The 21,001-nt window shown below is 62.3% G+C and carries 21 protein-coding genes; 2 read left to right on the top strand and 19 right to left on the bottom strand.

The genetic code is table 11. From position 1 onward, the window contains the following. Positions 1-31 precede the first annotated feature (31 nt). The 13 genes from odhB to AC52Q4_RS03940 all read right to left on the bottom strand — a co-directional run bounded on the left by odhB (position 32) and on the right by AC52Q4_RS03940 (position 10,902). Entirely contained in the window at positions 32-1,384 is a 1,353-nt protein-coding gene (gene odhB, locus AC52Q4_RS04000; RefSeq protein WP_495535510.1) for a 2-oxoglutarate dehydrogenase complex dihydrolipoyllysine-residue succinyltransferase, read from the bottom strand. A gap of 89 nt (positions 1,385-1,473) precedes the next feature. Beyond that, positions 1,474-4,296, bottom strand: a complete 2,823-nt coding sequence (locus tag AC52Q4_RS03995) for a 2-oxoglutarate dehydrogenase E1 component (protein WP_495535509.1) — start codon at positions 4,294-4,296, stop codon at positions 1,474-1,476. 333 nt (positions 4,297-4,629) lie between these two features. Continuing rightward, a complete protein-coding gene (gene tatC / locus AC52Q4_RS03990; protein WP_495535508.1) occupies positions 4,630-5,400 on the bottom strand; it encodes a twin-arginine translocase subunit TatC in 771 nt (256 codons plus the stop codon). Continuing rightward, entirely contained in the window at positions 5,397-5,828 is a 432-nt protein-coding gene (gene tatB, locus AC52Q4_RS03985; protein WP_495535507.1) for a Sec-independent protein translocase protein TatB, read from the bottom strand. The genes tatC and tatB overlap by 4 nt, the downstream gene beginning before the upstream one ends. A 33-nt stretch (positions 5,829-5,861) precedes the next feature. Beyond that, a complete protein-coding gene (gene tatA, locus AC52Q4_RS03980; protein WP_495535506.1) occupies positions 5,862-6,119 on the bottom strand; it encodes a twin-arginine translocase TatA/TatE family subunit in 258 nt (85 codons plus the stop codon). Between the two features lie 2 nt (positions 6,120-6,121). Next, the gene (locus AC52Q4_RS03975; protein ID WP_495535505.1) at positions 6,122-6,463 is read right to left on the bottom strand and encodes a phosphoribosyl-ATP diphosphatase; all 342 of its coding nucleotides are present in this window, start codon (positions 6,461-6,463) and stop codon (positions 6,122-6,124) included. Between the two features lie 6 nt (positions 6,464-6,469). Next, on the bottom strand, positions 6,470-6,862 hold the full coding sequence (gene hisI / locus AC52Q4_RS03970) for a phosphoribosyl-AMP cyclohydrolase (RefSeq protein WP_495535504.1): 393 nt from the start codon (positions 6,860-6,862) through the stop codon (positions 6,470-6,472). After that, positions 6,859-7,632 carry an imidazole glycerol phosphate synthase subunit HisF gene (gene hisF, locus AC52Q4_RS03965; RefSeq protein ID WP_495535503.1) on the bottom strand — a complete coding sequence of 258 codons (774 nt, stop codon included), beginning with the start codon at positions 7,630-7,632 and terminating at the stop codon, positions 6,859-6,861. The genes hisI and hisF overlap by 4 nt, the downstream gene beginning before the upstream one ends. Positions 7,633-7,651: 19 nt before the next feature. Then, positions 7,652-8,392 carry a 1-(5-phosphoribosyl)-5-[(5-phosphoribosylamino)methylideneamino]imidazole-4-carboxamide isomerase gene (gene hisA, locus AC52Q4_RS03960; RefSeq protein ID WP_495535502.1) on the bottom strand — a complete coding sequence of 247 codons (741 nt, stop codon included), beginning with the start codon at positions 8,390-8,392 and terminating at the stop codon, positions 7,652-7,654. Between the two features lie 7 nt (positions 8,393-8,399). Beyond that, a complete protein-coding gene (gene hisH, locus AC52Q4_RS03955) occupies positions 8,400-9,047 on the bottom strand; it encodes an imidazole glycerol phosphate synthase subunit HisH (protein ID WP_495535501.1) in 648 nt (215 codons plus the stop codon). 33 nt (positions 9,048-9,080) lie between these two features. After that, positions 9,081-9,674, bottom strand: a complete 594-nt coding sequence (gene hisB, locus AC52Q4_RS03950; protein ID WP_495535500.1) for an imidazoleglycerol-phosphate dehydratase HisB — start codon at positions 9,672-9,674, stop codon at positions 9,081-9,083. A gap of 76 nt (positions 9,675-9,750) precedes the next feature. After that, positions 9,751-10,200, bottom strand: coding sequence for a D-aminoacyl-tRNA deacylase (dtd, locus tag AC52Q4_RS03945; RefSeq protein WP_495535519.1), 450 nt, complete (start codon positions 10,198-10,200; stop codon positions 9,751-9,753). 393 nt (positions 10,201-10,593) lie between these two features. Further along, positions 10,594-10,902 (bottom strand): tetratricopeptide repeat protein, encoded by a 309-nt coding sequence (locus AC52Q4_RS03940; RefSeq protein ID WP_495535499.1) that lies wholly within the window; start codon positions 10,900-10,902, stop codon positions 10,594-10,596. Positions 10,903-11,235: 333 nt separating this feature from the next. Between AC52Q4_RS03940 and AC52Q4_RS03935 the strand changes: the two genes are divergently transcribed. After that, a complete protein-coding gene (locus AC52Q4_RS03935) occupies positions 11,236-12,105 on the top strand; it encodes an SDR family oxidoreductase (protein WP_495535498.1) in 870 nt (289 codons plus the stop codon). 104 nt (positions 12,106-12,209) lie between these two features. Next, positions 12,210-12,497: a hypothetical protein gene (locus AC52Q4_RS03930; RefSeq protein WP_495535497.1), complete on the top strand. Its 288-nt coding sequence runs from the start codon at positions 12,210-12,212 to the stop codon at positions 12,495-12,497. A gap of 84 nt (positions 12,498-12,581) precedes the next feature. On the opposite strand, the gene AC52Q4_RS03925 is transcribed toward AC52Q4_RS03930, so the two are convergent. The 6 genes from AC52Q4_RS03925 to rsmB all read right to left on the bottom strand — a co-directional run bounded on the left by AC52Q4_RS03925 (position 12,582) and on the right by rsmB (position 20,997). Beyond that, positions 12,582-14,030 carry a TrkH family potassium uptake protein gene (locus AC52Q4_RS03925; RefSeq protein ID WP_495535496.1) on the bottom strand — a complete coding sequence of 483 codons (1,449 nt, stop codon included), beginning with the start codon at positions 14,028-14,030 and terminating at the stop codon, positions 12,582-12,584. A gap of 13 nt (positions 14,031-14,043) precedes the next feature. Further along, the gene (gene trkA / locus AC52Q4_RS03920; RefSeq protein ID WP_495535495.1) at positions 14,044-15,420 is read right to left on the bottom strand and encodes a Trk system potassium transporter TrkA; all 1,377 of its coding nucleotides are present in this window, start codon (positions 15,418-15,420) and stop codon (positions 14,044-14,046) included. Positions 15,421-15,513: 93 nt separating this feature from the next. After that, positions 15,514-16,875 carry a sigma-54-dependent transcriptional regulator gene (locus AC52Q4_RS03915; RefSeq protein ID WP_495535494.1) on the bottom strand — a complete coding sequence of 454 codons (1,362 nt, stop codon included), beginning with the start codon at positions 16,873-16,875 and terminating at the stop codon, positions 15,514-15,516. Further along, positions 16,872-19,097, bottom strand: a complete 2,226-nt coding sequence (locus tag AC52Q4_RS03910) for a sensor histidine kinase (RefSeq protein ID WP_495535493.1) — start codon at positions 19,095-19,097, stop codon at positions 16,872-16,874. The genes AC52Q4_RS03915 and AC52Q4_RS03910 overlap by 4 nt, the downstream gene beginning before the upstream one ends. After that, the gene (locus AC52Q4_RS03905) at positions 19,079-19,690 is read right to left on the bottom strand and encodes a DUF4390 domain-containing protein (protein WP_495535492.1); all 612 of its coding nucleotides are present in this window, start codon (positions 19,688-19,690) and stop codon (positions 19,079-19,081) included. Before AC52Q4_RS03905 ends, AC52Q4_RS03910 begins: the two co-directional genes overlap by 19 nt. Beyond that, complete coding sequence (rsmB, locus tag AC52Q4_RS03900) at positions 19,672-20,997, bottom strand: 16S rRNA (cytosine(967)-C(5))-methyltransferase RsmB (RefSeq protein WP_495535491.1); 1,326 nt, start codon at positions 20,995-20,997, stop codon at positions 19,672-19,674. The genes AC52Q4_RS03905 and rsmB overlap by 19 nt, the downstream gene beginning before the upstream one ends. Between the last annotated feature and the right edge of the window lie 4 nt (positions 20,998-21,001).

The following is a 21,001-nucleotide window of genomic DNA, read 5'->3' as shown; positions in this document are numbered from 1 at the left end:
AGCGGGTTCCGAGGAGTGCGACGAGGCGGTCTCAGACCTCGAGCAGCAGGCGCGAAGGATCTTCGATCCCGTCCTTGACGGCGACCAGGAACTGTACGGCCTCGCGGCCGTCGATGATGCGATGGTCATAGGAGAGCGCCAGATACATCATCGGGCGCACGACCACGGCGCCGTTTTCCACCACCGGTCGGTCCTGGATTTTATGCATGCCAAGGATCCCGCTCTGCGGCGGGTTCAGAATGGGAGTGGACATCAAGGAGCCGAAGATGCCCCCGTTGGTGATGGTAAACGTCCCGCCGGTGAGCTCGTCGATGTTGATCTTGCCCTGACGGGCGCGCTCGCCGAAATCGCCGATCGTCTTCTCGATTTCGGCAAAGCCCAGCTGATCGGCGTCGCGCAGCACCGGCACCAGCAACCCCCGCTCGGTTGAGACCGCGATGCCAATGTCGTAGTAGCCGTGATAGATGATGTCCTTGCCATCGATCGAGGCATTGACCATGGGAAACCGTTTGAGCGCTTCGACGACGGACTTGACGAAAAATGACATGAAGCCGAGCTTGATGCCGTGATGGCGCTCGAAACGCTCTTTGTACCGATTGCGCAGCTCCACGATCGGCTGCATGTTGCTCTCGTTGAAGGTCGTGAGCATCGCCGTGCTTTGCTGGGCTTCCACCAGGCGCTCGGCGATGCGCTGGCGCAAGCGGGTCATCGGCGCACGGCGCTCGGGTCGCTCGCCCGACTCGCCGGACGGCCGCTCGCGCGCCACGTCGGCCGTTTCCATCGGTCTTTGCGTGCGCTGTTGGGTTGTCTCTTCGGCGGCCTCGGCCTGCTCGTTGGTGCGCTCGGTCTTCTCGGCAGGAGAATCGGTGGATGAGCCCAGGTGGCGTAAGACGTCTTCCTTGGTGATTCGTCCGTCTCGCCCAGTGCCCTCGATTCGGGTGGCGTCCAGGTCGTTTTCGGCGACCATGCGTCGAACCGCGGGGCTCAAGTTCTCGTTGTGGCGCGGCGTCTCGGTGGGCTCCTCGGTGCGGCCATGCCCGGTTTCATCGCCGCCGCGGGACGGTTCGGAGCCTTGGGAGCGGTCGCGCTCGCCGGCCGAGGATTCTTTTTCGCCGCTGCGCTCGGTTGTCTCGGTAGCCGTTGCGTCAGCTTCTTCCAGGCGAGCAAGGATCTCGTCCGCGCCAACCGTGGTTCCCTCGTCTTTGAGGATCTTGCCGAGCACACCGTCTTCCGGGGCGGGTACTTCAAGGACGACTTTATCGGTTTCGAGGTCTACCAGGTTTTCATCGCGCTGCACCCGATCGCCCGGCTTCTTGTGCCAGCTCACGACCGTGGCCTCAGTGACGGACTCTGGCAGCGCCGGTACTTTGACTTCGGTGCTCATCGGCTCCTCGCTTTCTTTTCGTTAAGCCTCTCGAGCGGCATGAATACGTTCGCGGTCGCGCGACGTGGGCTGCGGCAGCCCGGTGAATTTCAGCGCAGCGCCTCATCGATCAGCTTTCTTTGTTGCTCGTGGTGTAGCTTGGCGTAGCCGACCGCCGGCGAGGCCGAAGCGTCGCGCCCGGCGTAGCGCAGCGTTTGCTGCTTGGTCATGCATTGCCAGAAGTGATGCTGAGTGGAATACCAAGCACCCTGGTTTTTCGGCTCCTCCTGACACCACACGATTTCGGTGGCCTTCTCGTAGCGCCGTTGGAGCAGGCTCGAGAGCCGCTTCTCGGGAAATGGGTACAGTTGCTCGATGCGAATGATCGCCACGTTTTGCAGCTCGCGTTTGCGCCGCTCCTGCAGCAAATCGAAGTAGACCTTGCCGCTGCAGAGAATGACCCGCTCGATGTCTTCGCTTGTGAGATCGTCTATTTCGTCGATGACGAGTTGGAAACCGCCATGGGATAGCTCATCGCATACCGAGGTTGAGAGCTTATGACGCAGCAGGCTTTTCGGAGTCATGACGATGAGCGGCTTGCGATAGGGACGGATCATTTGCCGCCGCAGCATGTGGAAGAATTGGGCGGGCGTACTCGGGATGCAAACCTGTATGTTCTGTTCGGCGGCCAATTGCAAAAAGCGTTCGAGGCGGGCCGAGGAGTGCTCCGGCCCCTGCCCTTCATAGCCGTGCGGCAAAAACAGCACCAACCCGCAGAGGCGACCCCATTTCGCCTCACCGGAGGCGATGAATTGGTCGATCACCACCTGCGCGCCGTTGGCGAAGTCGCCGTATTGCGCTTCCCAAATCGTCAGGCAATTGGGCTCCGCCGTCGCATAGCCGTACTCGTATCCGAGGACCGCCTCCTCGGAGAGGAGCGAGTCGATGATCGTGAAATTGGCCGGTTCCGGGGGGATCAGCTTGAGCGGAATGTAAGAGGTGCCGTCGCGGGCGTTATGGAGCACTGCATGACGGTGAAAGAAGGTGCCGCGAGCGCTGTCCTGCCCGGTCAGGCGTATCTTGTAGCCTTCCTCGAGCAACGTTGCGTAGGCCATGGTTTCAGCGAAACCCCAGTCCATGGCTAAAGCCCCTGCCGCCATCTTGGCGCGGTTTTGCATTATGGCGGCTACCCGACGATTGAGTTCCATTCCTTCGGGTAGCTTATCAAGGCGTTCTTGAAGGTGTCGAACGCGCTCCAGCCCCACCCGCGTTTCTGCTTTCTCGTTCCATTGCTTGTGGAAATGCGAGGGCCAATCCACCAGGTACTTGCTGGTCACACCGTGGAGCACCCGCGGCGCGACGACCCGTTGCTCGTCGAGGGCATCACGGTAGCTGCGCTGCATTTGTTGAATCTCTTCCTCGCCAATGACCCGTTCGGCGATGAGGCGTTCGGAGTAGAGCTGACAAACCGGCGGATGTTGCTTGATCTTCTGATACATGAACGGCTGTGTCGCGGAGGGCTCGTCCGCTTCGTTATGACCGTGGCGGCGATAACAGACTAAGTCGATCACGACATCGCGTTTGAATTTCTCCCGATAGTCGAGCGCCAGCTGAGTGACGAAAACCACGGCCTCCGGGTCGTCGCCGTTGACGTGGAAAATCGGTGCCTGAACGATTTTCGCCACCTCCGTGCAGTAGAAGCTCGAGCGGATGTCGAGCGGATTGCTGGTGGTGAAACCGATCTGGTTGTTGATGATGATATGCAACGTGCCGCCGGTGCAGAAACCGCGTGCCTGAGAGAGCTGAAACGTTTCCATCACCACGCCCTGGCCGGCGAATGCCGCATCGCCGTGGATGAGTACGGAAAGCACCTGCTCACCGATAAAATCAAGGCGCCGCTCCATACGGGCTCGAACCGAGCCCAACACCACGGGGTCGACGATTTCCAAATGGGAGGGATTGAAGGCCATCGCCAAATGCAGGGGTTCTCCCGGCGTATCCAGATCGGTCGAATAACCCAGGTGATACTTCACGTCGCCCGCCGAGGCCTTGCCCACTTCGTAATTGCCCTCGAACTCGGCGAACAGCTCCTTCGGGGATTTGCCGAGCAGATTGACCAGTACATTGAGGCGCCCGCGGTGGGCCATGCCCAGAACCAGCTCGGCGATGCCTTTTTCACCGGCGCGTTGAACGACCTCATCGAGCAGGGGAATCAAGGTCTCGGCACCTTCCAGGGAGAATCGCTTCTGGCCGACGTACTTGCTGTTGAGATACTTTTCGATGCCTTCGGCCGCGACCAGACGCTGCAGCAGCTCGCGCTTTTTCTCCGGCGCCGGGTCCGCCCAGCGGCCGGGGTTCTCCAAACGTTCCTGAATCCAGCGTTTCTGCCGCGTGTCGGTGATGTGCATGTACTCCGACCCGATCTTTCCGGCATAGACGCTGCGGATCAGCTCGATGATCCGGCGCAGGGGCAGCTGATCTTCGGCGAACAGGGAACCGGTGTGAAACGGTTTATCGAGGTCGGCTTCAATGAGCCCATGGAAGGCGAAGTTCAAATCGGGAACATCGGGCGGTGCGCGCAGCTCTAGCGGGTCCGTATTGGCGTGCTGATGCCCGCGCACCCGGTAGGCATTGATCAACTGCAGCACAGCTGCTTGTTTCTGCGCGGCTTCCGGTGCCATGGCGGTGGCGCCGACGGGGCGATGCTGACCATTGCCGCGGCCGAGCAGCTCGAATTCGCGCCGGATCGGCGTATGCGGTATATCCTTTCGCGCACGGGTGTCGCCGGCCTGCAGCCCCCGGAAGAAATGGCGCCATTGGGTATCCACGGAGTCGGGATCCTGGAGATAGCTTTCATAGAGGGCTTCCATGAAGGAAGCGTTGGCACCGTTGAGGTAGGAGTTGCGAAGCAGTCTCTCGAAGGCACCGTTCATAGGTGAATTACCAGGCGGTTGGACAAGTGAAGCCTCACTGGGCGGCGGATCTCGAATTCACGGCACATTCAGGAACAAGCGCTTGCATCAATGGCTATGTGGCGTCATTGCGTGCGATTTCCAACACGGCGGATTCTTTCTCTCCCGGCGACCGTGAAGGGCGGATCCTGGAGCCGGCCGGTTGCCGCGTGATGGAACCGTCATTGCCTGGCGGTTGCACCCCGCGGCGCGCCCAGCGTACCTGGTCAGGATACCCTAATCTTCGGGTGGTGAATGCGCTCGATGCCACTTCGGGTTCACCCTGGCGGCCCCACTGCAGCCGAAGCGTTGGCGCTAGCGCCCGAAGGTCGTTATATCGGCGTCCGAAGGGGGGGCGAACCAAGCGGAGAAGATGATGCCGAGCTCATAGAGCAGCCAAATGGGAACGGCGAGCAGCACCTGGGAAATGACATCAGGCGGTGTCAGCAACATCCCGACGGTAAAGGCGCCGACGATGACGTATGCCCGCTTCGCGGCCAGCGCCTGGGGGGTCATCACACCCGTGCGCACCAGGAGAATGGTCGCCACCGGCACCTCGAAGGCGGCGCCGAATGCGAAGAACAGCGTCAACACAAAGCCGAGGTATTCCCCGATATCGGTCATCATCGCCACACCCGGTGGCGTGGCCTGAGCGAAAAAGCCGAAAAGCAACGGAAAGACAACGAAGTAGGCGAATGCCATGCCGACGTAAAACAGCCCCACACTGGAGATCAGCAACGGCCAGATCAGACGGCGCTCATGGCGATACAGACCCGGTGCGACAAAGGCCCAGACCTGATAGAGCGTGTACGGTATGCAGATGAAAAACGCGGCTACCAACGCCAGTTTCAAAGGAATGAGAAAGGGGGTGGCCACTTGCGTGGCGATCATGTGCGCTTGTGCCGGCAAAACGGCGCGCAAGGGCTCGGACAACCACGCATACAGGTGCTCGCGTAGCGGATATAAGCCGAGAAAGACCACCAGCACGAGGGCAAGGGCGCGCAGGATGCGGCTGCGTAGCTCGAGCAAGTGCGCTATAAGCGGCCGCTCGGAATCGTTTTGCCGCGACTCCTTTTCGCCGCTCATCGCTCGGTATCGTGCTTGGTAGCATCGGCGCCACCGTCATCGGCGGTGCTCTCCCGCGATGCCGGTACGTCCGCGCGTGGGGAAGGGGCCTCACGCTCGCTCGCCCGAGCCGGCTCCGCCGCCCGCTTCTCGGTCGCTGGGGATGCGAGCGGCGCTTGCTCTTCGGCGGCGGCGTCCGTGATTCCGGCCGCCTTGGCCACCGCCCGGGTGCGCTCTTTCATCTCCCGTTGCAGGGCGTGCCGCGTCTCCCGCAGCTTTTCGGCGTTGATTTCGCGTTCCACCTCCTGCCGCACCGAGTACAATGCGGCGCGTGCCCGTCCGAGCCACAGGCCGATGGTGCGCGCCAATTCGGGCAGACGCTCCGGGCCGAGCACGACGAGCGCGATCAGGGCGATGACGAAAAGTTCCCAGAAGCCGACATCGAACATGATGAGCGCGCGGCTCTCTTGTAACGCTCGTCGTTACGAGGAAGAGTGCTTTTTGCCGGCCTCGGTGTTGGCCGAAGGGGGCTCAATCGGATCCTGCTGGGAGATTTGCGCGGATTCCTCGCCGCGCCGCCCGCGATCCTCGGTCTGGCCCTCGTCCATGGCCTGCTTGAAGCCACGGATCGCACCGCCGAGATCGGTGCCGATGTGACGCAGCTTCTTGGTGCCGAACAGCAACACCACGATCGCCAGGATCAGCAACAGCGACCAGAGACTGATTCCACCGAAGCCCATCGTTACCTCCGCGCCGAAGCGCCATCGCCGCTGTTTCTCGCCGCTTTCTCCTCGATGCCGGAGGTCCCGAAGCGGCGTTCCAGCTCATCGAGCACCGCCTGCGGGCGCAGGCCGTTGTGAGCCAGCATCACTAGGGTATGAAACCATAGATCCGCGGTTTCGTGAATGATTTGCGCGTGCTCGCCGGACTTTGCCGCGAGCACGGTCTCGATGGCTTCCTCACCGACCTTCTTGAGGATGTGATCACCACCTTTGCAATATAGATGCGCCACATAGGAGCTGGCGGGATCCGCTCCCTTGCGTTGTTCCAGAAGTTGCGCCAGGCGCTCGAGCGTATCGGACATCGTGTGTCAACCTCGGGGATAGATCTCCTGCGGATTGCGCAGCACCGGCTCCACCGTGCGCCAGCGCGCCGTTTCGTAACGGGTGGAGAAGCAGCTGCGCCGCCCGGTATGGCAGGTGATGCCCCCCAGTTGCTCGACTCGAAGCAGCAACGTGTCGCGGTCGCAGTCCGTGCGTATCTCGCGAATCTTCTGGATGTGCCCGGATTCCTCACCCTTATGCCAGAGCCGTTGGCGTGAGCGCGACCAATAAACCGCCTCACCGAACTCGACCGTGCGACGCAGCGCGTCACGATTCATCCAGGCCAGCATCAACACCTCGCCGCTGGCGTCGTCCTGCGCGATCACGGCAATCAGTCCCTCGGCATTCCAGCGCAGCTCGTCAAGCCAGGACCCGCTCATCGGCGCACCTCGATGCCATGCTCCGCCATGGTCTGTTTCGCTTGTTGGACCGTGAACTCGCCGAAGTGGAATATGCTTGCCGCCAGCACAGCATCCGCCCGGCCGATCTTCACGCCGTCGACGAGATGCATCAGATTGCCGACTCCGCCGGATGCGATCACCGGCACCCCCGTGCCCTCGGAAACCGCGCGGGTCAGCTCCAGGTCGAAGCCGAGTTTGGTGCCGTCGCGGTCCATGCTGGTAAGCAGGATCTCGCCCGCTCCGGCCTCGGCCATGCGCTGTGCCCACACGATGGCATCCAGCTCGGTGGGACGGCGTCCGCCATGGGTATATACGCCCCAGCGCAGCGGTTCGTTCTCCGCGCTCACCCGTTTGGCGTCGACCGCCACCACGATGCACTGGCTGCCGACGCGCTCGGCCGCCTCGGTGACGAGCTGCGGGCGTTCGACGACGGCGGTATTGACGGCGACTTTGTCGGCGCCGGCATTGAGCAGCCGGCGGATATCGGCCAGGGTGCGGATGCCGCCACCGACGGTAAGCGGAATGAATACTTCGCTTGCCACAGCCTCGACCACATGCAGCATGGTATCACGCTGCTCGTGGCTGGCGGTGATGTCCAAAAAGACCAGCTCATCGGCGCCGGCGCCATCATAGGCGCGGGCAATGGCGACCGGGTCGCCGGCATCGCGCAAATCAACGAAGCGAACGCCTTTGACCACGCGTCCGGCATTCACGTCAAGGCAGGGGATGATGCGTTTCGCCAAGCCCACGACGGCCGTATTCCTCCGTTCAAAGCGCCGTATGCTGCGCGACCAGGTCGAGGGCTTCGCGCAGATCGATCGCCCCCTCATAGAGCGCGCGGCCGACAATGGCGCCAGCGATGCCATCGCCACCCGCCGCGCAGAGATGGTGGACGTCGTCCATCGTGCATACGCCGCCGGAGGCAATGACCGGAATGTTGACCTCCCGGGCAAGCTTACGCGTGGCTTCGACGTTGACGCCGCGCATCATCCCGTCACGCCCGATGTCGGTGAACACGACGGCTTCCACGCCGGCGCGCTCGAAGCGTTGTGCCATCTCCGTTGCGCCACGCGAGGAAACACGCGCCCAGCCGTCGGTCGCCACCATGCCGTCTTTGGCATCGAGACCGACGATGATATGGCTAGGGAACTCCAGGCAGGCGTTGTCGACGAAGTAGGGCTCGCGAACGGCCTGGGTGCCGATGATCACATAATCGACCCCGACATCCAGGTAGGTCTGAATCACGCTGAACGTCCGGATGCCTCCGCCCACCTGAATTTCGACCTCGGGAAATCCCTCGGCGATGCGGCCGATAATGTCGGCGTTGACCGGAAAGCCGGCCACGGCACCATTGAGGTCGACAATGTGAAGGCGGCGTCCGCCGGCTTCCACCCAGCGCCGGGCGATGGCGACAGGATCATCGGAGAACACCGTTTCGTCATCCATTCGCCCTTGGCGGAGCCGTACGCATTTCCCGTCCTTGATGTCAATGGCGGGGATGAGCAGCATGTTGACCTCAGCAGCGATCTTGGACGCAACCGTCCCAGCGAACGAAATTCTCCAGCAGCCGCAATCCGGCCCGCTGGCTCTTCTCAGGATGGAATTGGGTCGCGAAGATATTCTCTTTTCCGATGGCAGCCGCAAAGGCCGCGCCGTACTCGGCCTCTGCCAGAACGATCCCGTCATCGGCCGGGGCGACGTAGTAGCTATGCACGAAATAGAACCACGCCCCGTCCTCGATGCCTCGCCACAAAGGATGCTCGCGTCTTATCAGCAAGCGGTTCCAGCCCATGTGCGGTATCTTGAGCTCCTGATGCGCGGCGCTGAGATGGCGGAAGTGACGAACGATTCCGGCAAAGCGGTCCAGGGCCCGAACTCCTTCGTTCTCCTCACTCAGGCTCATGAGCGCCTGCATGCCCATGCATACGCCGAGGAACGGGCGCTCGGCGGCGGCTTGACAGAGTACATCGACCAACTCGCTGCGCTGTAGCGCGGACATGCAGTCGCGTACGGCGCCTTGCCCGGGGAAGACCACCCGCTCGGCGTGCGCCACGGTCTCCGCCTCGGCCGTAATGACGACATCGCGCGCGCCCACATGCTCGAGCGCCTTCGCCATGGAACGCAGATTGCCCATCCCGTAGTCGATTATCGCGATTGCGGCCATCCCGCGCTCCCGTGCTCGCCCCGGGCCAACGGCTCAAAGCAGGCCCTTGGTCGAGGGCGTGATTCCTGCCAGCCGTGGATCCGGCTCGCAGGCCATTCGCAGCGCCCGGCCGAAGGCCTTGAAGACGGTCTCCGCAACGTGATGCGCATTGCGCCCGCGGAGGTTGTCCACATGCAGGGTCATGGCGGCGTGATTGACCAGACCCTGGAAGAACTCGCGCAACAGATCGACATCGAAGCTGCCGATGCGTGCCCGGGGATAATCCACGTTGTATTCCAGTCCCGGGCGGCCGGAGAGATCCAGCACGACCCGTGAAAGGGCTTCATCGAGCGGCACGTAAGCCTGCCCGAAACGACGAATGCCCGTCTTGTCCCCGATCGCCTGAGTCAATGCCTGCCCTAACACGATCCCGACGTCCTCTACCGTGTGGTGAGCATCGATGTGGAGGTCTCCGCTTGCCTGTATCGCGAGGTCGATCAGCCCGTGGCGAGCGACCTGATCCAGCATGTGCTCCAAAAACGGGACCCCGATGGCAAGCTCACGATCGCCGCGCCCATCCAGGTTTATGGACACGCGAATTTGAGTTTCAAGGGTATTGCGTTCGACGGTTGCGGTGCGATTTGCCATAAGTGCCGCCACCCTCCTTCGGTCCGGCGGAGGATACCATGGGTTATGGGGACGTGGGAGTCGGCCGGTTCCGCCATCATGGCGGGGGCGGAACGTGTAGCCAGAAGGTTACGGGCCCGTCGTTGACGAGGCTTACTTGCATGTGAGCGCCGAAACGGCCCGCCGCAACCGTTGTGAGCGCGCCGTGGGCGCGTTTCAGGAGGTGGTCGAAAAGCGCCGCGCCCGGCTCTCGTGCGGCCGCGGGAGTGAAGCTGGCGCGAGTGCCCTTGCGGGTATCGGCGGCAAGGGTGAATTGCGGCACGAGCAGGAGCCCCCCATCGGTCTGGCGCAGCGAGCGCTCCATGCGTCCCTCGGCGTCGTCGAAAACCCGGTAGCCGAGCACTCTTTCCAGCAGCCGTTCGGCCTGCGCATGGGTATCGCGACGCTCGATGCCGATCAATACCAGCAAACCGGGCCCGATGCGGCCCAAGCACGAGCCCTCGACGTGGACCGCCGCCTCGGAGACCCGCTGCAACAAACCGATCATCATTCGACCTACAAGTGTTGTCAGAAAACTCCTACACAAACGATCGCAAGTACCCGACAGTCCATGTTCATTGTAGATGGCAGTATTTAACACGGAAGCATAGTTATGCAGCAAGCGGGACTCCATGGGAAGGAGCCGCAACAAAAAGAAAGACAGGGATGCCGCGCGGTCGAAGAAGATAGGGAAGCTCCCCTGCTCAGGAATAGAGCGAACGCGCAGATCACCTCCAGCCAAGTGAACCTATGCATGCCGGCGCACGGACCGCGCCGGTTTTTTTTGTTTGATATCCCGCCTTTCGAACAATGAACGTTTGCTGCCCCGGTTCGCGGGGCGAGCCCGGCGTATTCTCGCCTCACGAGCAGCCGCGCATACGATGGACGGCCGGGGCGAGACCTACCGCTCCAGGCGTCGGATGAACACCTTCAGTTCCCGCACGATCTGCATATCGCCGTGACGTTCGGCCACCTCCAATCCCTGGCGATACGTCTGCAAGGCCTCCTGTGGGCGGTCCGCCTCGACGAGCGCGCGTCCCAGCCCTTTCCATGCTGCGGAGTAATCCGGATCCAGACGGACGGCCTCTCTTAGATGACGGAGGGCGGTTTCCTGCTCACCGTTGCGCATGTAGGCATTGCCCAGCGTCAGCCGCAACATGGCACTGTCCTGGCCACGCGCGAGCATTTTTTCCAAAGCATCGATGTTCATGCGGCAACACTACAGCGATCGCATCGACTACGCCAAGCCCCCACCGAGTCGGACCAAGCATTTCGCTTTAGATCGGCGATGCCCGCGCCTCGCACGTTCGGCGCTGTGCGACCCCGGCGGCACATGAAGGGCTGGGCAAACCTCGGCGACGCAGGACCCCATTGCGGAACGCGCTTCGTATCACGCCTCAAAGGGGGGGTTACGCCATCTTGCGTCCGACGTTCGCGGTGGCGGGAACCTCAAACCGACGCAACCGCTCCATAACGTTAGCGGCTACCGCCGGCGAGCCAGTCTCGGCGCATGGAAATGGCGCAACCATCAGGAGCATACATCATGACGCAGCGTAAGGATGACGGCCAGCCCGCCTCCCCACCCCCGCAGCAGCAGCAATGGCCGGGGCAAACCGAGGCGATGCAGCCGAAACCGGACCACGGTGAGGCGAGCTACCGCGGCCTGGGGCGCCTGGAAGGAAAGGTTGCCTTGGTCACCGGTGCCGATTCCGGCATTGGTCGTGCGGTGGCGCTCGCCTTCGCACGGGAGGGTGCGGATGTGGCGTTCGCGTATTATGACGAACACGAGGATGCCAAAGAGACCCTGAAATGGATTGAGCAGGCGCACCGCAGGGGCCTCAGCCTGCCCGCGGACCTGAGTCATGCGCAGGGCTGCCGGCAAATCGTCAAGGCGACGGTCGAGGTCTTCGGGCGTATCGACGTATTGGTGAACAATGCCGCTTTTCAATGCGCCGAATCGGAATTCGAAGACCTCTCGGAAAGTCAGATCGAGCGCACGTTTCGCAGCAATATTCTCGCCTGTATCTATGTGACGCAGGCGGCGTTGCCGCATATACCGGACGGCGGCAGTATCGTGAATACGGGCTCAGTGACCGGCTTCGATGGGCATACGCTGCTTATCGATTATTCCGCGACGAAGGCGGCAATTCACAACCTTACCAAGTCCCTCGCGCAGGCTTTGGCACCCCGCGACATCCGGGTGAACTGCGTGGCGCCGGGACCGGTGTGGACGCCTTTGATTCCCGCCACTTTTCCGGAAGAAAAGGTGGCTGGATTCGGTGGCTCTACATTCTGGGGGCGCCCGGCGCAGCCAGCGGAAATGGCGCCCAGCTTCGTTTTCCTGGCCTGCAGCGAATCCCGATATTACACCGGAGAAATTCTGGCGCCGACCGGGAAGTCGACTACCCGCTGACCCAATCATTACCGCGCCGCCCGGACCCCGGACCCGCGCGCTAAGGGATTGGCATGCTGCAAGCGGGGCCGCAGCGTACGCGCGAGTCGCTCTGGAGGCTGGAGATGCAAGAACTGTTCACTTTGTCGCTCGCGCTGGTGCTCATTGCCGCGACGGTATACGTCCACATCCGATTGCCGATACATACCGGGCGGGTCAAGACGGCTCATATGCTGCAGGTGCTGCTGATCGGCGTCGGGGCGCTGGGCGTATATCTCGGCGCCGCGTGGACCGTTGGCGAGAGCACACTGTTGCGATTGGCGGCCATGCTCTGCGGCTTCGGCGTCGCTCATGTCCCGGCGTTCTTCGTTTTGTACATCAAGCGCCAGCGCGGGGAGTACGGCAGCGGCTGAGGCCGCTCCTGAGAGCAACGCGCTTGCGGCGGTTCGGGTGCGTGCGGCGAACGCACAGCGAGTCGTCCGGCCGAGCAAGCCCCGCTAACGACGCCAGAACGCGGGAAGGAAGAGCACCAACACCGTGAAGATCTCCAGGCGTCCCATCAGCATGGCCAGTGCAAGCATCCACTTGGCGGTGTCGCTTACATGGGTGAAGCCGTCACTTATCCCGCCGAAGGCGATGCCGAGATTATTGAGACAGGCGACAACGGCGCTGAAGGCCGTGATCTGATCGAGACCGGTGCCCAGAAGGGCCAGCAGTATGAGCCCGAATACCGCGATATAGGTGGCGAAGAAACCCCATACGGCGGTGGTGATGTGATCGTCCACCCCCCGGTTGCCGAGTTTGACCAGGAACTGACCCTGCGGATGAATCAGCCGCAGCAGCTCGCGATAGCCCTGTTTGAACATGAGCAGAAAGCGGATCACCTTCACGCCGCCGGCGGTGGATCCGGCGCAGCCGCCGATGATGCTGATGAACATCAGCCCTACGGGGAGGAAGCTCGGCCAACTGGGATACTCGGTGGTGGTCAGGCCGGTGCTGGTGGAAAAGCTCACGATCTGAAAACTGCCGTGACGCAGCGCATCCAGAAAGGAATAGGAGCCAAAGCCGTAGAGAGCCGCTGTGGCAATCGCTGTGCTCCCGAGGATGATCAGCAGATAACAAAGGAATTCCGGATCGATTATATAAAGGCGCAGATCGCGGCGATGCCAGGCGCTGAAGTGCAGCGCGAAGTTGGCCCCGCCGATGAACATGAACACCACGCCCAACCAGCTGAGCACGGGGTGATCGTAATATGCCATGCTCGCGCTATGAGGCGCGAACCCGCCCGTCGACACAGTGGAGAAGCTGTAGGCGATGGCGTCGAACAGGGGCATTCCGCCGACCCAGTACGCCAGCGTACAGGCGACCGTCAGCCCGAGATAGATGTACCAGAGTGCTTTCGCCGTTTCAGCAATGCGCGGTGTGAGCTTCGCGTCCTTGATGGGACCCGGGGTCTCGGCCCGATAGAGCTGCATGCCGCCGATGCCGAGCATGGGAAGAATGGCAACCGCGAGTACGATAATGCCCATCCCGCCAAGCCAGTTGAGCTGCTGGCGGTAATAGAGGATCGAGGGGGGCAGCGAATCGATTTCGCTCAGCACGCTCGCGCCGGTGGTCGTCAGGCCGGACATGCTTTCGAAATAGGCGTCGGTCAGCGACATATGGGGGTGGGTCGCGAGCATCAACGGCAACGCGGCGCAGCCGGCGAGCACCGCCCAGAACAGGGTGACGATGAAGAAGCCATCGCGCGAGCGCAGATCGCGGTGGCGGTTGCGCATGGGCAGCCATAATGCCGCGCCGATGCCGAGGATCGTAAAGAATGCGATGAGAAAGGCGATGACGGCGCCGTCTTGCGTCCACAGCGAAATGCTGATTGGCGGCAGCATGGTGGTACTGAATACCATCATCAACATTCCGAGAATTCGCTGGATGACGTCGATGCGCATCGATGGGCGACTATCAGATGAAGGTCACGCCAACCTGGAACAGCCGCTCCACCTCGTCGATCCGGCTTTTGTCCACCAGAAACAAAATGACGTGGTCCTCGGGCTCGATGAGGGTATCGTGATGGGCCATTAGCACTTCGTTGCCGCGGACGATGGCGCCGATGGTGGTGCCGCGCGGCAGCCTGATTTCGTCGATGCGCCGTCCAATTACGCGAGAGCTCGATGCGTCGCCGTGGGCGACCGCTTCGATGTCCTCGGCTGCTCCGCGGCGCAGACTGTGAACGTTGACCATATCGCCGCGGCGGATGTGCGCGAGCAAGCTGCCGATGGTTGCTTGTTGGGGTGAGAAAGCGATATCGATACCCTCGGTCGATTGCACCAAGTCCACGTAAGCGGGTCGATTGATGAGCGCCATGACCGTGCGCGCGCCGAGCCACTTCGCCAGCATGGCGGAGAGAATATTGGCTTCATCGTCGTTGGTCAGGCCACAGAAAATATCGGTATTCTCTATGTTCTCCTCCAGGAGGAGGTCCTCGTCGGCGGCATCGCCGCATAGGATGATCGTTTTCTTGAGCTCCTCGGAGAGGTACCGGCAGCGTCGCACGTTGTGCTCGATGATCTTGATCTGATAGCGCCCTTCCAAGGAGCTGGCGAGCCGCTTGCCGATGTTGCCGCCGCCGGCGAGTATGATGCGCTTGACCGGTTTTTCCAATCGCCGCAGTTCGCTCATCACGGCGCGGATGTTCTTTTGCGCGGCGACGAAGAACACTTCGTCGCCTGCCTCGATGACGGTGTTGCCCTCGGGGATGATCGCCCGTCCACGTCTGAAGATCGCCGCGACCCGTGCGTGGACGCCCGGCATATGCGTTTTGAGCGTGCTCAGCTCGTGGCCGACCAGAGGCCCGCCATAGTAGGCGCGCACCGCAACCAGGCGGACCGCGCCGTCTGCGAAATCCAAGACCTGCAGCGCGCCCGGGTATTCCAGCAGACTTTTGACGTATTGCGTGACCAGCTGCTCCGGGCTGATGAGCACATCGATGGGCAGCGCCTCCGGTGAGAACAGCTGCGGGCAGCTGAGATACTCCATGGCGCGAATACGTGCGATCTTGGTTGGCGTATGAAACAGCGTGTCCGCGACCTGGCAGGCAATCATGTTGGTTTCGTCGCTATCGGTCAGGGCGATGATCATGTCCGCATCATCCGCCCCGGCATTTCCCAGCACTTCAGGGTGAGCGCCACTGCCGACGACCGTTCTGAGGTCGAGCCGATCCTGCAGGTCCTGCAGGACCTGCGAGTTGAGATCGATGACGGTGATATCGTTGGCTTCGCTCGTGAGTTCCTGCGCAACCGTCCGACCCACCTGTCCCGCGCCGAGAATTATTATTTTCATAATGGCGAAAGCGACATAGGATTTATGATGTGCATGGGATCAGCGCCGCTTTTCTGCTGTCGTGTGATCCCCGCCGAGCTCCTTGTGCACGATTCAGGCGCTCTCCTTGGGGTCGATTCCGAGCGCGCGCAGCTTGCGGTAGAGATGGGTACGCTCCATGCCGGTCAATCTTGCCAACTGCGCGACGCTGCCCGCGGCGCGTTTGAGCTGGTGCTGCAGATAGAGGCGTTCGAACTCCTCGCGCGCCTCGCGTAATGGCCTATCCAGCGATAACCCCGGCAGGCTGGCAGCGGCACCGGTCTCGGCGATTTGCTCGGCGGCGACCAGGGCGTTCTCTATTTCGGATACCGTAATTTCCAGTCGCTCGCCGAGCACCAAAAGCCGCTGCACCAAATTGCGCAGCTCCCGCACATTGCCCGGCCAGGCATAATTGCGCAAGCGATTCTGCGCTGCCACGCTGAAGCGCCGATACGGCAAACCTTGGTGCTCTACCAGGTAGTCAACGTAGAAGGAAAGCAGATCGGGAATGTCCTCGATGTGCTCGCGCAACGGCGGAATGCGTACCGGTACGACGTTGAGGTGATAATAGAGATCCTCGCGAAAGTGCCCGGATCGCACCGCAGCCCCGAGATCCAGGCGCGTTAGCGCGACGATGCGAGCAGTCAACGCCAGCGGCTGATTGCTGCCGATGCGCTGAAACCCTTGCTCTTCCAACGCCGATACAAGCCGGGTCTGAGCCTCCCGCTCGAGATCGGCGACCTCGTCGAGCACCAAGGTCCCGTTGCTGGCTGCCTCCAGCCGACCCGGCGTATCCATGCAGCCGAACAGTTCCTCGGCCGCTCGCTCGCCCGCGATGGAACCGGCGGCGACTTCGACGAGCGGGCCTTGATGGCGCTCGCTGAGCGCATGGAGGTAACGGGCGAAGCACTTCTTGCCGCTTCCGGCCTCACCCGTGAAGAGCACCCAGCTCTCGCGTGCCGCGAGTCGCCGGACCTGCCCACGCAGCTCGCTCAGGCAATGGCTGTGGCCGATGGGCTCGAACGCGCGGGTCGGTTCCGCCAGCGAGCTTTCCGTGGGCTTGTGCGCGCTCTTGGCCAGGGCTTGGCGTACGGTCACGAGGAGTTTGGCCATCGACAGCGGCTTTTCGATGAAATCAATGGCCCCGAGGCGAGTCGCTTCCACGGCTGTTTCGACCGTGCCGTGCCCGGAAATCATGACCACCGGGCAGCGACTGTTATCGGCCTCGCTCCACTCCTTGAGCAGAGTAATGCCGTCTTCCTCGGGCATCCAGATATCGAGCAGTATCAGATCCGGGCAGCGCCGCCGGCGCATCTCGCGCGCAACGGCGGCGCTGCCGGCCGTTGCGACCTGATAGCCCTCGTCTTCCAGGATCTCCTTGACCAACTGACGTATATCCGGCTCGTCGTCAACGACCAGTACGTACGCTGCATTCATAGGAATGTCTCTCTGCTGGTCCTCGCACGGTGCTCCGTTTCACTGCGACGCGGCTCCGCCGCTACCGGGAAGCGGACTATAATCTGCGCGCCCACCCGGGTATTGCGAGCGGAGATGCGTCCATGGTGCTCTTCGACGATGCGTTTGACGATCGGCAGGCCGAGCCCGGTTCCTTTCGGCTTGGTGGTGACATAGGGCTCGAAGATCTCACTGAGCACATCCTCGGCAAAGCCCGGCCCGTTGTCGCTGACTATCAGCTCGACCGCCTCGGCGTCGTGATCCCGCCCCACACGCGTGGCGATGGTGATCTGACAGCGCCGGTCGGTCGGATTGGCCTCCAGGGCATTACGAATGAGATTGTTCAGCAGCTGGCGCAAACGTCCCACGTCGGCATGCAGGCTTGGCAACGGATCGGCGAGCAATAGCGCGAATTCGGGCTGATCCGGGCTGCCGCGATAGAGCTCCACCGCGTCCTGGATGAGCGCGTTCAGGTTCAGCGGCTGCAGTTCCAGCTTCGGTGGGCGCATATACTCCGAGAAAGCCTTGACCATCGCCTGCATGTTATCAACCTGAGCGATGATGGTGCGGGTGGCGCGCTCGAGCATCTCGGCATTTTGGCCATCCTCGCGCGCCACATACTTGTGACGAATGCGCTCGGCAGAGAGGCGAATCGGCGTCAGGGGATTGCGGATCTCATGCGCCAGGCGCCGCGCCACCTCGCCCCAGGCGGCGTCGCGCTGCGCCTGAATCAGAGCGGTCACGTCATCGAAGACGATCACGTGACCGCCAGCGGCCACATCGGCCGGCAGCGCCGCACCGCTGCAGATGAGCACGCGGCGGCCCTCGCCGGTTGTCAGGATCAGCTCCTCGCGCCATTCGGGCAGGTCGCTCGCCATGCGTTCGGCGACCAAGTTCGTGAACGGCGCGATATCCGGATGCGCGTGTGCCATGGCCGTCAGCGGTTTGCCGATGCCCTGCGCGAGCTGCACGGTCAGGATGTGATCGGCTGCCTGATTGCGAGTGCGCAATATCCCTTCTCGGTCAATCGCCAGCACGCCAGAGGAGAGCCGTGCCAGAACGGTCTCTAGATACGCGCGCTGCGCTTCGGCCTGCGCCTGCCCCAGGCGCGCCGCGTTACGGGCGAGAGCGACGCGATGGCTCATGTCGTTGAAGGAGCGAACCAAGAAGCCGAGCTCGTCTTTTCCTGCTGCAGGAAGTTGCGTCCCGTAATCTCCCTGGGCCAGCGCGCGCGTGGCTTCGGCCAACCCGCTGATGGGGGCGACCAGACGTTTTGCCAGGAAAAACGCCGACCATACTGCGAACAAGAGCGAGAGCAGCAGGATGAGCGACAGAGTAAGAATGAAGCTCTCTTTGAGCGGATCGCGCAGGTAGGTGATCTCGCGGTAATCGCTGAATGCCCGCTGGACGTCCCCCGCGAGCTCTGCCAGACGTGGCGAGAGTGGAAAGAGCGCCTGAAGGATGCGATTGTTCTGCGGGTTGCTCGGATCGGGCGCCGGGATGACGGCATAAATCTGCAGACCCGCGTTGTCGATTGGCTCCAACCCGACATAGGGACGCCCTTGGCGCAGCTGCAGCAGGATTTCCTTTTCCGGACGATGGGGAAGAATCGCGGCCGGGTCCTGGCTGCTGGAGGCGATTATCCGCCCATTGTTGCCGAGCAGCGTCAGCTCGGAGGCCTCCATGCGCTCGCGTAGATCCCCTAGCGTTAGCGGCAGCATACCATCGGGTCCATCGCCAAGCTGATTTCTTGCCGCTTCGACGCGCTTCAGCACATCACGCATGCGCAAATCGAGGGAGGCCTGAGATAGCTTGAGCGCATTGTTCAGTGCCTCTTCCACGCGCACATCGAACCAGCTGTCGATGCCACTGCGCAAAAATTGCATGGAAAACGCGTAAACGACCGTGCCGGGGACGACGGCGAGTACCAAAAACAGCAACAGCAGGCGTGCAGTGAGGCGCGTGCCGGCGCGTTTAGCGCGGAACGCTACGATGAGCCGCCAGAGGTTGTGGCCGATAAGGCCCAGCAACACCGCCAGGCCAGCGGTGTTGAACAGCAGCAGCCAACTGTAAAGACGGCCAAAGCGCGCGGAGTTTTCCGTTGCCGCCGTGAGCAGGTACAGGGAGGTCAGAAGCAACAGGCACAGTGCAATGCGCACCGTGCCCTCGCGTAGGAGCACTCGTTTTAAGAACCGAGCGGCCATTGATGCCAATCGCTTACCAGCCGCCATTCCGGCGATAAATAGATGACCGTGCGCAGCGGCCGGGGCAAGGCGTCAAGATCCAGCCGAACGCGGGCACGGACCTGATATTGCTGGGATGCTTGCAGGAGCTCGGCGTCGATCACCGGCAGCGCCCGGATTTTCCCCAGCTCCAGCAACAGCGCCGAGAGACGGCGGAAGCTGCGGGTCTCACCGCTGTTGATGGCAGTCAGCACGTAGCGCTGGCTCAAGGCGTGGTACTGCAGGCGATAACGCTGGGTGAGCTCCGCGACGTCTTCATCCCACCACCCCCACGTCCACCAGCGCGGCCGAATAACCTTTATCTCGAGCTCCACGTAAAGCGGTACGCCGTTGTCCAAGGCCTCCTGTGCCGCCTCGCCCAGGTGATATTCCACCTCCGCGTCAAGATAATAGACACCCTCATGCAAGGATACAGTGCCGGCACGGATGCGAAATTCGCCATCCGCGCCCGCGTTGGCCAGCGTCGCTACCAACACCAACACAAGGGCGAGCAACCATCGCCGGTGCTCCGTCAAGCAAAGCAATGCCGGGCTTGTCACCTTTTTTCCAGGCACGCGTAGTAAAATCCGTCCAGGTCCCGTTCGCCGGGCAGGTTTTGGTGACCGAACCGCAGCGCACGTCCCAGCGGAATATCGGGTGCGCGCACGCCGACGTCGTCGTGCTCGCGAAGGAACGACTCGACCACCGCGTCATTCTCGGCTCGCAGCACCGAACACGTAGCATATACCAGCCTCCCGCCGCTGCTCAGCAGCGGCCAGAGACGATGGAGCAGCCGGCGTTGAACGCCGTTCAGCGCCGCGAGATCATCCGCGCGCCGTAGCCATTTGATGTCGGGATGGCGGCGAATAACCCCGGTGCCGGAACACGGCGCGTCGACCAGGATACGGTCGAAGGCCTGTCCATCCCACCAGCTTTCGGGCTCCGCGGCGTCCCCTACCAGAAGCTTCGCGCGCAGACCCAGCCTTACCAGATTCTCCTCCACCAGCGCGAGCCGTTGGGCGTCGATGTCGAGTGCCGTCAAGGCGACCTCCGCCTGCTCCAGGATATGTGCCGCCTTTCCACCCGGGGCGGCGCAGGCATCGAGCACGCGCTGCCCTGGTTGCGGTGCCAGTAGCGCGGCGGCGAATTGCGCGGCCGCGTCTTGCACCGAAATTTCACCGTCGGCGAAGCCGGGTAACTCGGTGACCGGCCGCGCCTGATTCAGCGTTACGGCCTGTGGCAGCCCCATGACCTCGGTGGCTGTAAGGGGGACTGTGTCCAGCCGTGCCAGCCAAGCCTTGCGGGAGGTGCGGCGGCGGTTGACTCGCACGGTCAGCGGAGCGCGTGCATTGCTTGCCCGCACCAATGACTCGAATTCCGTGGGCCAATCCGCGACTAGCCACCGCAGCAGCCAGTCGGGCAGGGCATGACGCGTAGCGCAATCGAGGTCTACGGCCTCGAGCCGTTCAGCGCGCTCGCGTTGGAAGCGCCGCAAAACGGCATTGATCCAACTCGCAGCCCAGCTCTTGCCGAGTGCTCGGGCGGTGTCCACAGTGGTCGAAACCGCGGCATGCGGCGGTATCTCCATATACAACAATTGATACAGCCCGATCTCCAGGAGCAGGCTGAGATCGCGGTCGCGGCGGCGCGGGCGCCTCTTCAGCAGACCGTGCACCAATGCTTCCAAGCGGGAGTGCCAACGCAAAACCCCATAACAGAGCTCGTGGCAGAGCGCGCGGTCGCGACTGTCCCCGCCTTCGGTTACGCAGCGCGCTAAAGCATCCGGCAGGCTGCGGCCACGCGCCAGGACATTGTATAAAACGTGCACGGCCGCCTGACGTGGGGGTGCGGGAGCGCTCGACTCCGAGTTTCGGCTCGGCATGGCG

The organism is Nitrococcus sp., assembly GCF_059432795.1.
This window is presented reverse-complemented; position numbering and strand designations above follow the sequence as displayed.

Excerpts from the sequence above, each read along its gene's own strand:
- hisI (WP_495535504.1), bottom strand. The coding sequence starts at position 6,862 with ATGAGCGGGTCCTGGCTTGACGAGCTGCGCTGGAATGCCGAGGGACTG.
- AC52Q4_RS03910 (WP_495535493.1), bottom strand. The coding sequence starts at position 19,097 with ATGGCCGCTCGGTTCTTAAAACGAGTGCTCCTACGCGAGGGCACGGTG.
- tatA (WP_495535506.1), bottom strand. The coding sequence starts at position 6,119 with ATGGGCTTCGGTGGAATCAGTCTCTGGTCGCTGTTGCTGATCCTGGCG.
- hisH (WP_495535501.1), bottom strand. The coding sequence starts at position 9,047 with ATGGCCGCAATCGCGATAATCGACTACGGGATGGGCAATCTGCGTTCC.
- AC52Q4_RS03995 (WP_495535509.1), bottom strand. The coding sequence starts at position 4,296 with ATGAACGGTGCCTTCGAGAGACTGCTTCGCAACTCCTACCTCAACGGT.
- AC52Q4_RS03940 (WP_495535499.1), bottom strand. The coding sequence starts at position 10,902 with ATGAACATCGATGCTTTGGAAAAAATGCTCGCGCGTGGCCAGGACAGT.
- AC52Q4_RS03975 (WP_495535505.1), bottom strand. The coding sequence starts at position 6,463 with ATGTCCGATACGCTCGAGCGCCTGGCGCAACTTCTGGAACAACGCAAG.
- AC52Q4_RS03915 (WP_495535494.1), bottom strand. The coding sequence starts at position 16,875 with ATGAATGCAGCGTACGTACTGGTCGTTGACGACGAGCCGGATATACGT.
- rsmB (WP_495535491.1), bottom strand. The coding sequence starts at position 20,997 with ATGCCGAGCCGAAACTCGGAGTCGAGCGCTCCCGCACCCCCACGTCAG.
- hisA (WP_495535502.1), bottom strand. The coding sequence starts at position 8,392 with ATGCTGCTCATCCCCGCCATTGACATCAAGGACGGGAAATGCGTACGG.
- trkA (WP_495535495.1), bottom strand. The coding sequence starts at position 15,420 with ATGAAAATAATAATTCTCGGCGCGGGACAGGTGGGTCGGACGGTTGCG.
- hisB (WP_495535500.1), bottom strand. The coding sequence starts at position 9,674 with ATGGCAAATCGCACCGCAACCGTCGAACGCAATACCCTTGAAACTCAA.
- AC52Q4_RS03930 (WP_495535497.1), top strand. The coding sequence starts at position 12,210 with ATGCAAGAACTGTTCACTTTGTCGCTCGCGCTGGTGCTCATTGCCGCG.
- AC52Q4_RS03925 (WP_495535496.1), bottom strand. The coding sequence starts at position 14,030 with ATGCGCATCGACGTCATCCAGCGAATTCTCGGAATGTTGATGATGGTA.
- odhB (WP_495535510.1), bottom strand. The coding sequence starts at position 1,384 with ATGAGCACCGAAGTCAAAGTACCGGCGCTGCCAGAGTCCGTCACTGAG.
- AC52Q4_RS03935 (WP_495535498.1), top strand. The coding sequence starts at position 11,236 with ATGACGCAGCGTAAGGATGACGGCCAGCCCGCCTCCCCACCCCCGCAG.
- tatC (WP_495535508.1), bottom strand. The coding sequence starts at position 5,400 with ATGAGCGGCGAAAAGGAGTCGCGGCAAAACGATTCCGAGCGGCCGCTT.
- tatB (WP_495535507.1), bottom strand. The coding sequence starts at position 5,828 with ATGTTCGATGTCGGCTTCTGGGAACTTTTCGTCATCGCCCTGATCGCG.
- dtd (WP_495535519.1), bottom strand. The coding sequence starts at position 10,200 with ATGATCGGTTTGTTGCAGCGGGTCTCCGAGGCGGCGGTCCACGTCGAG.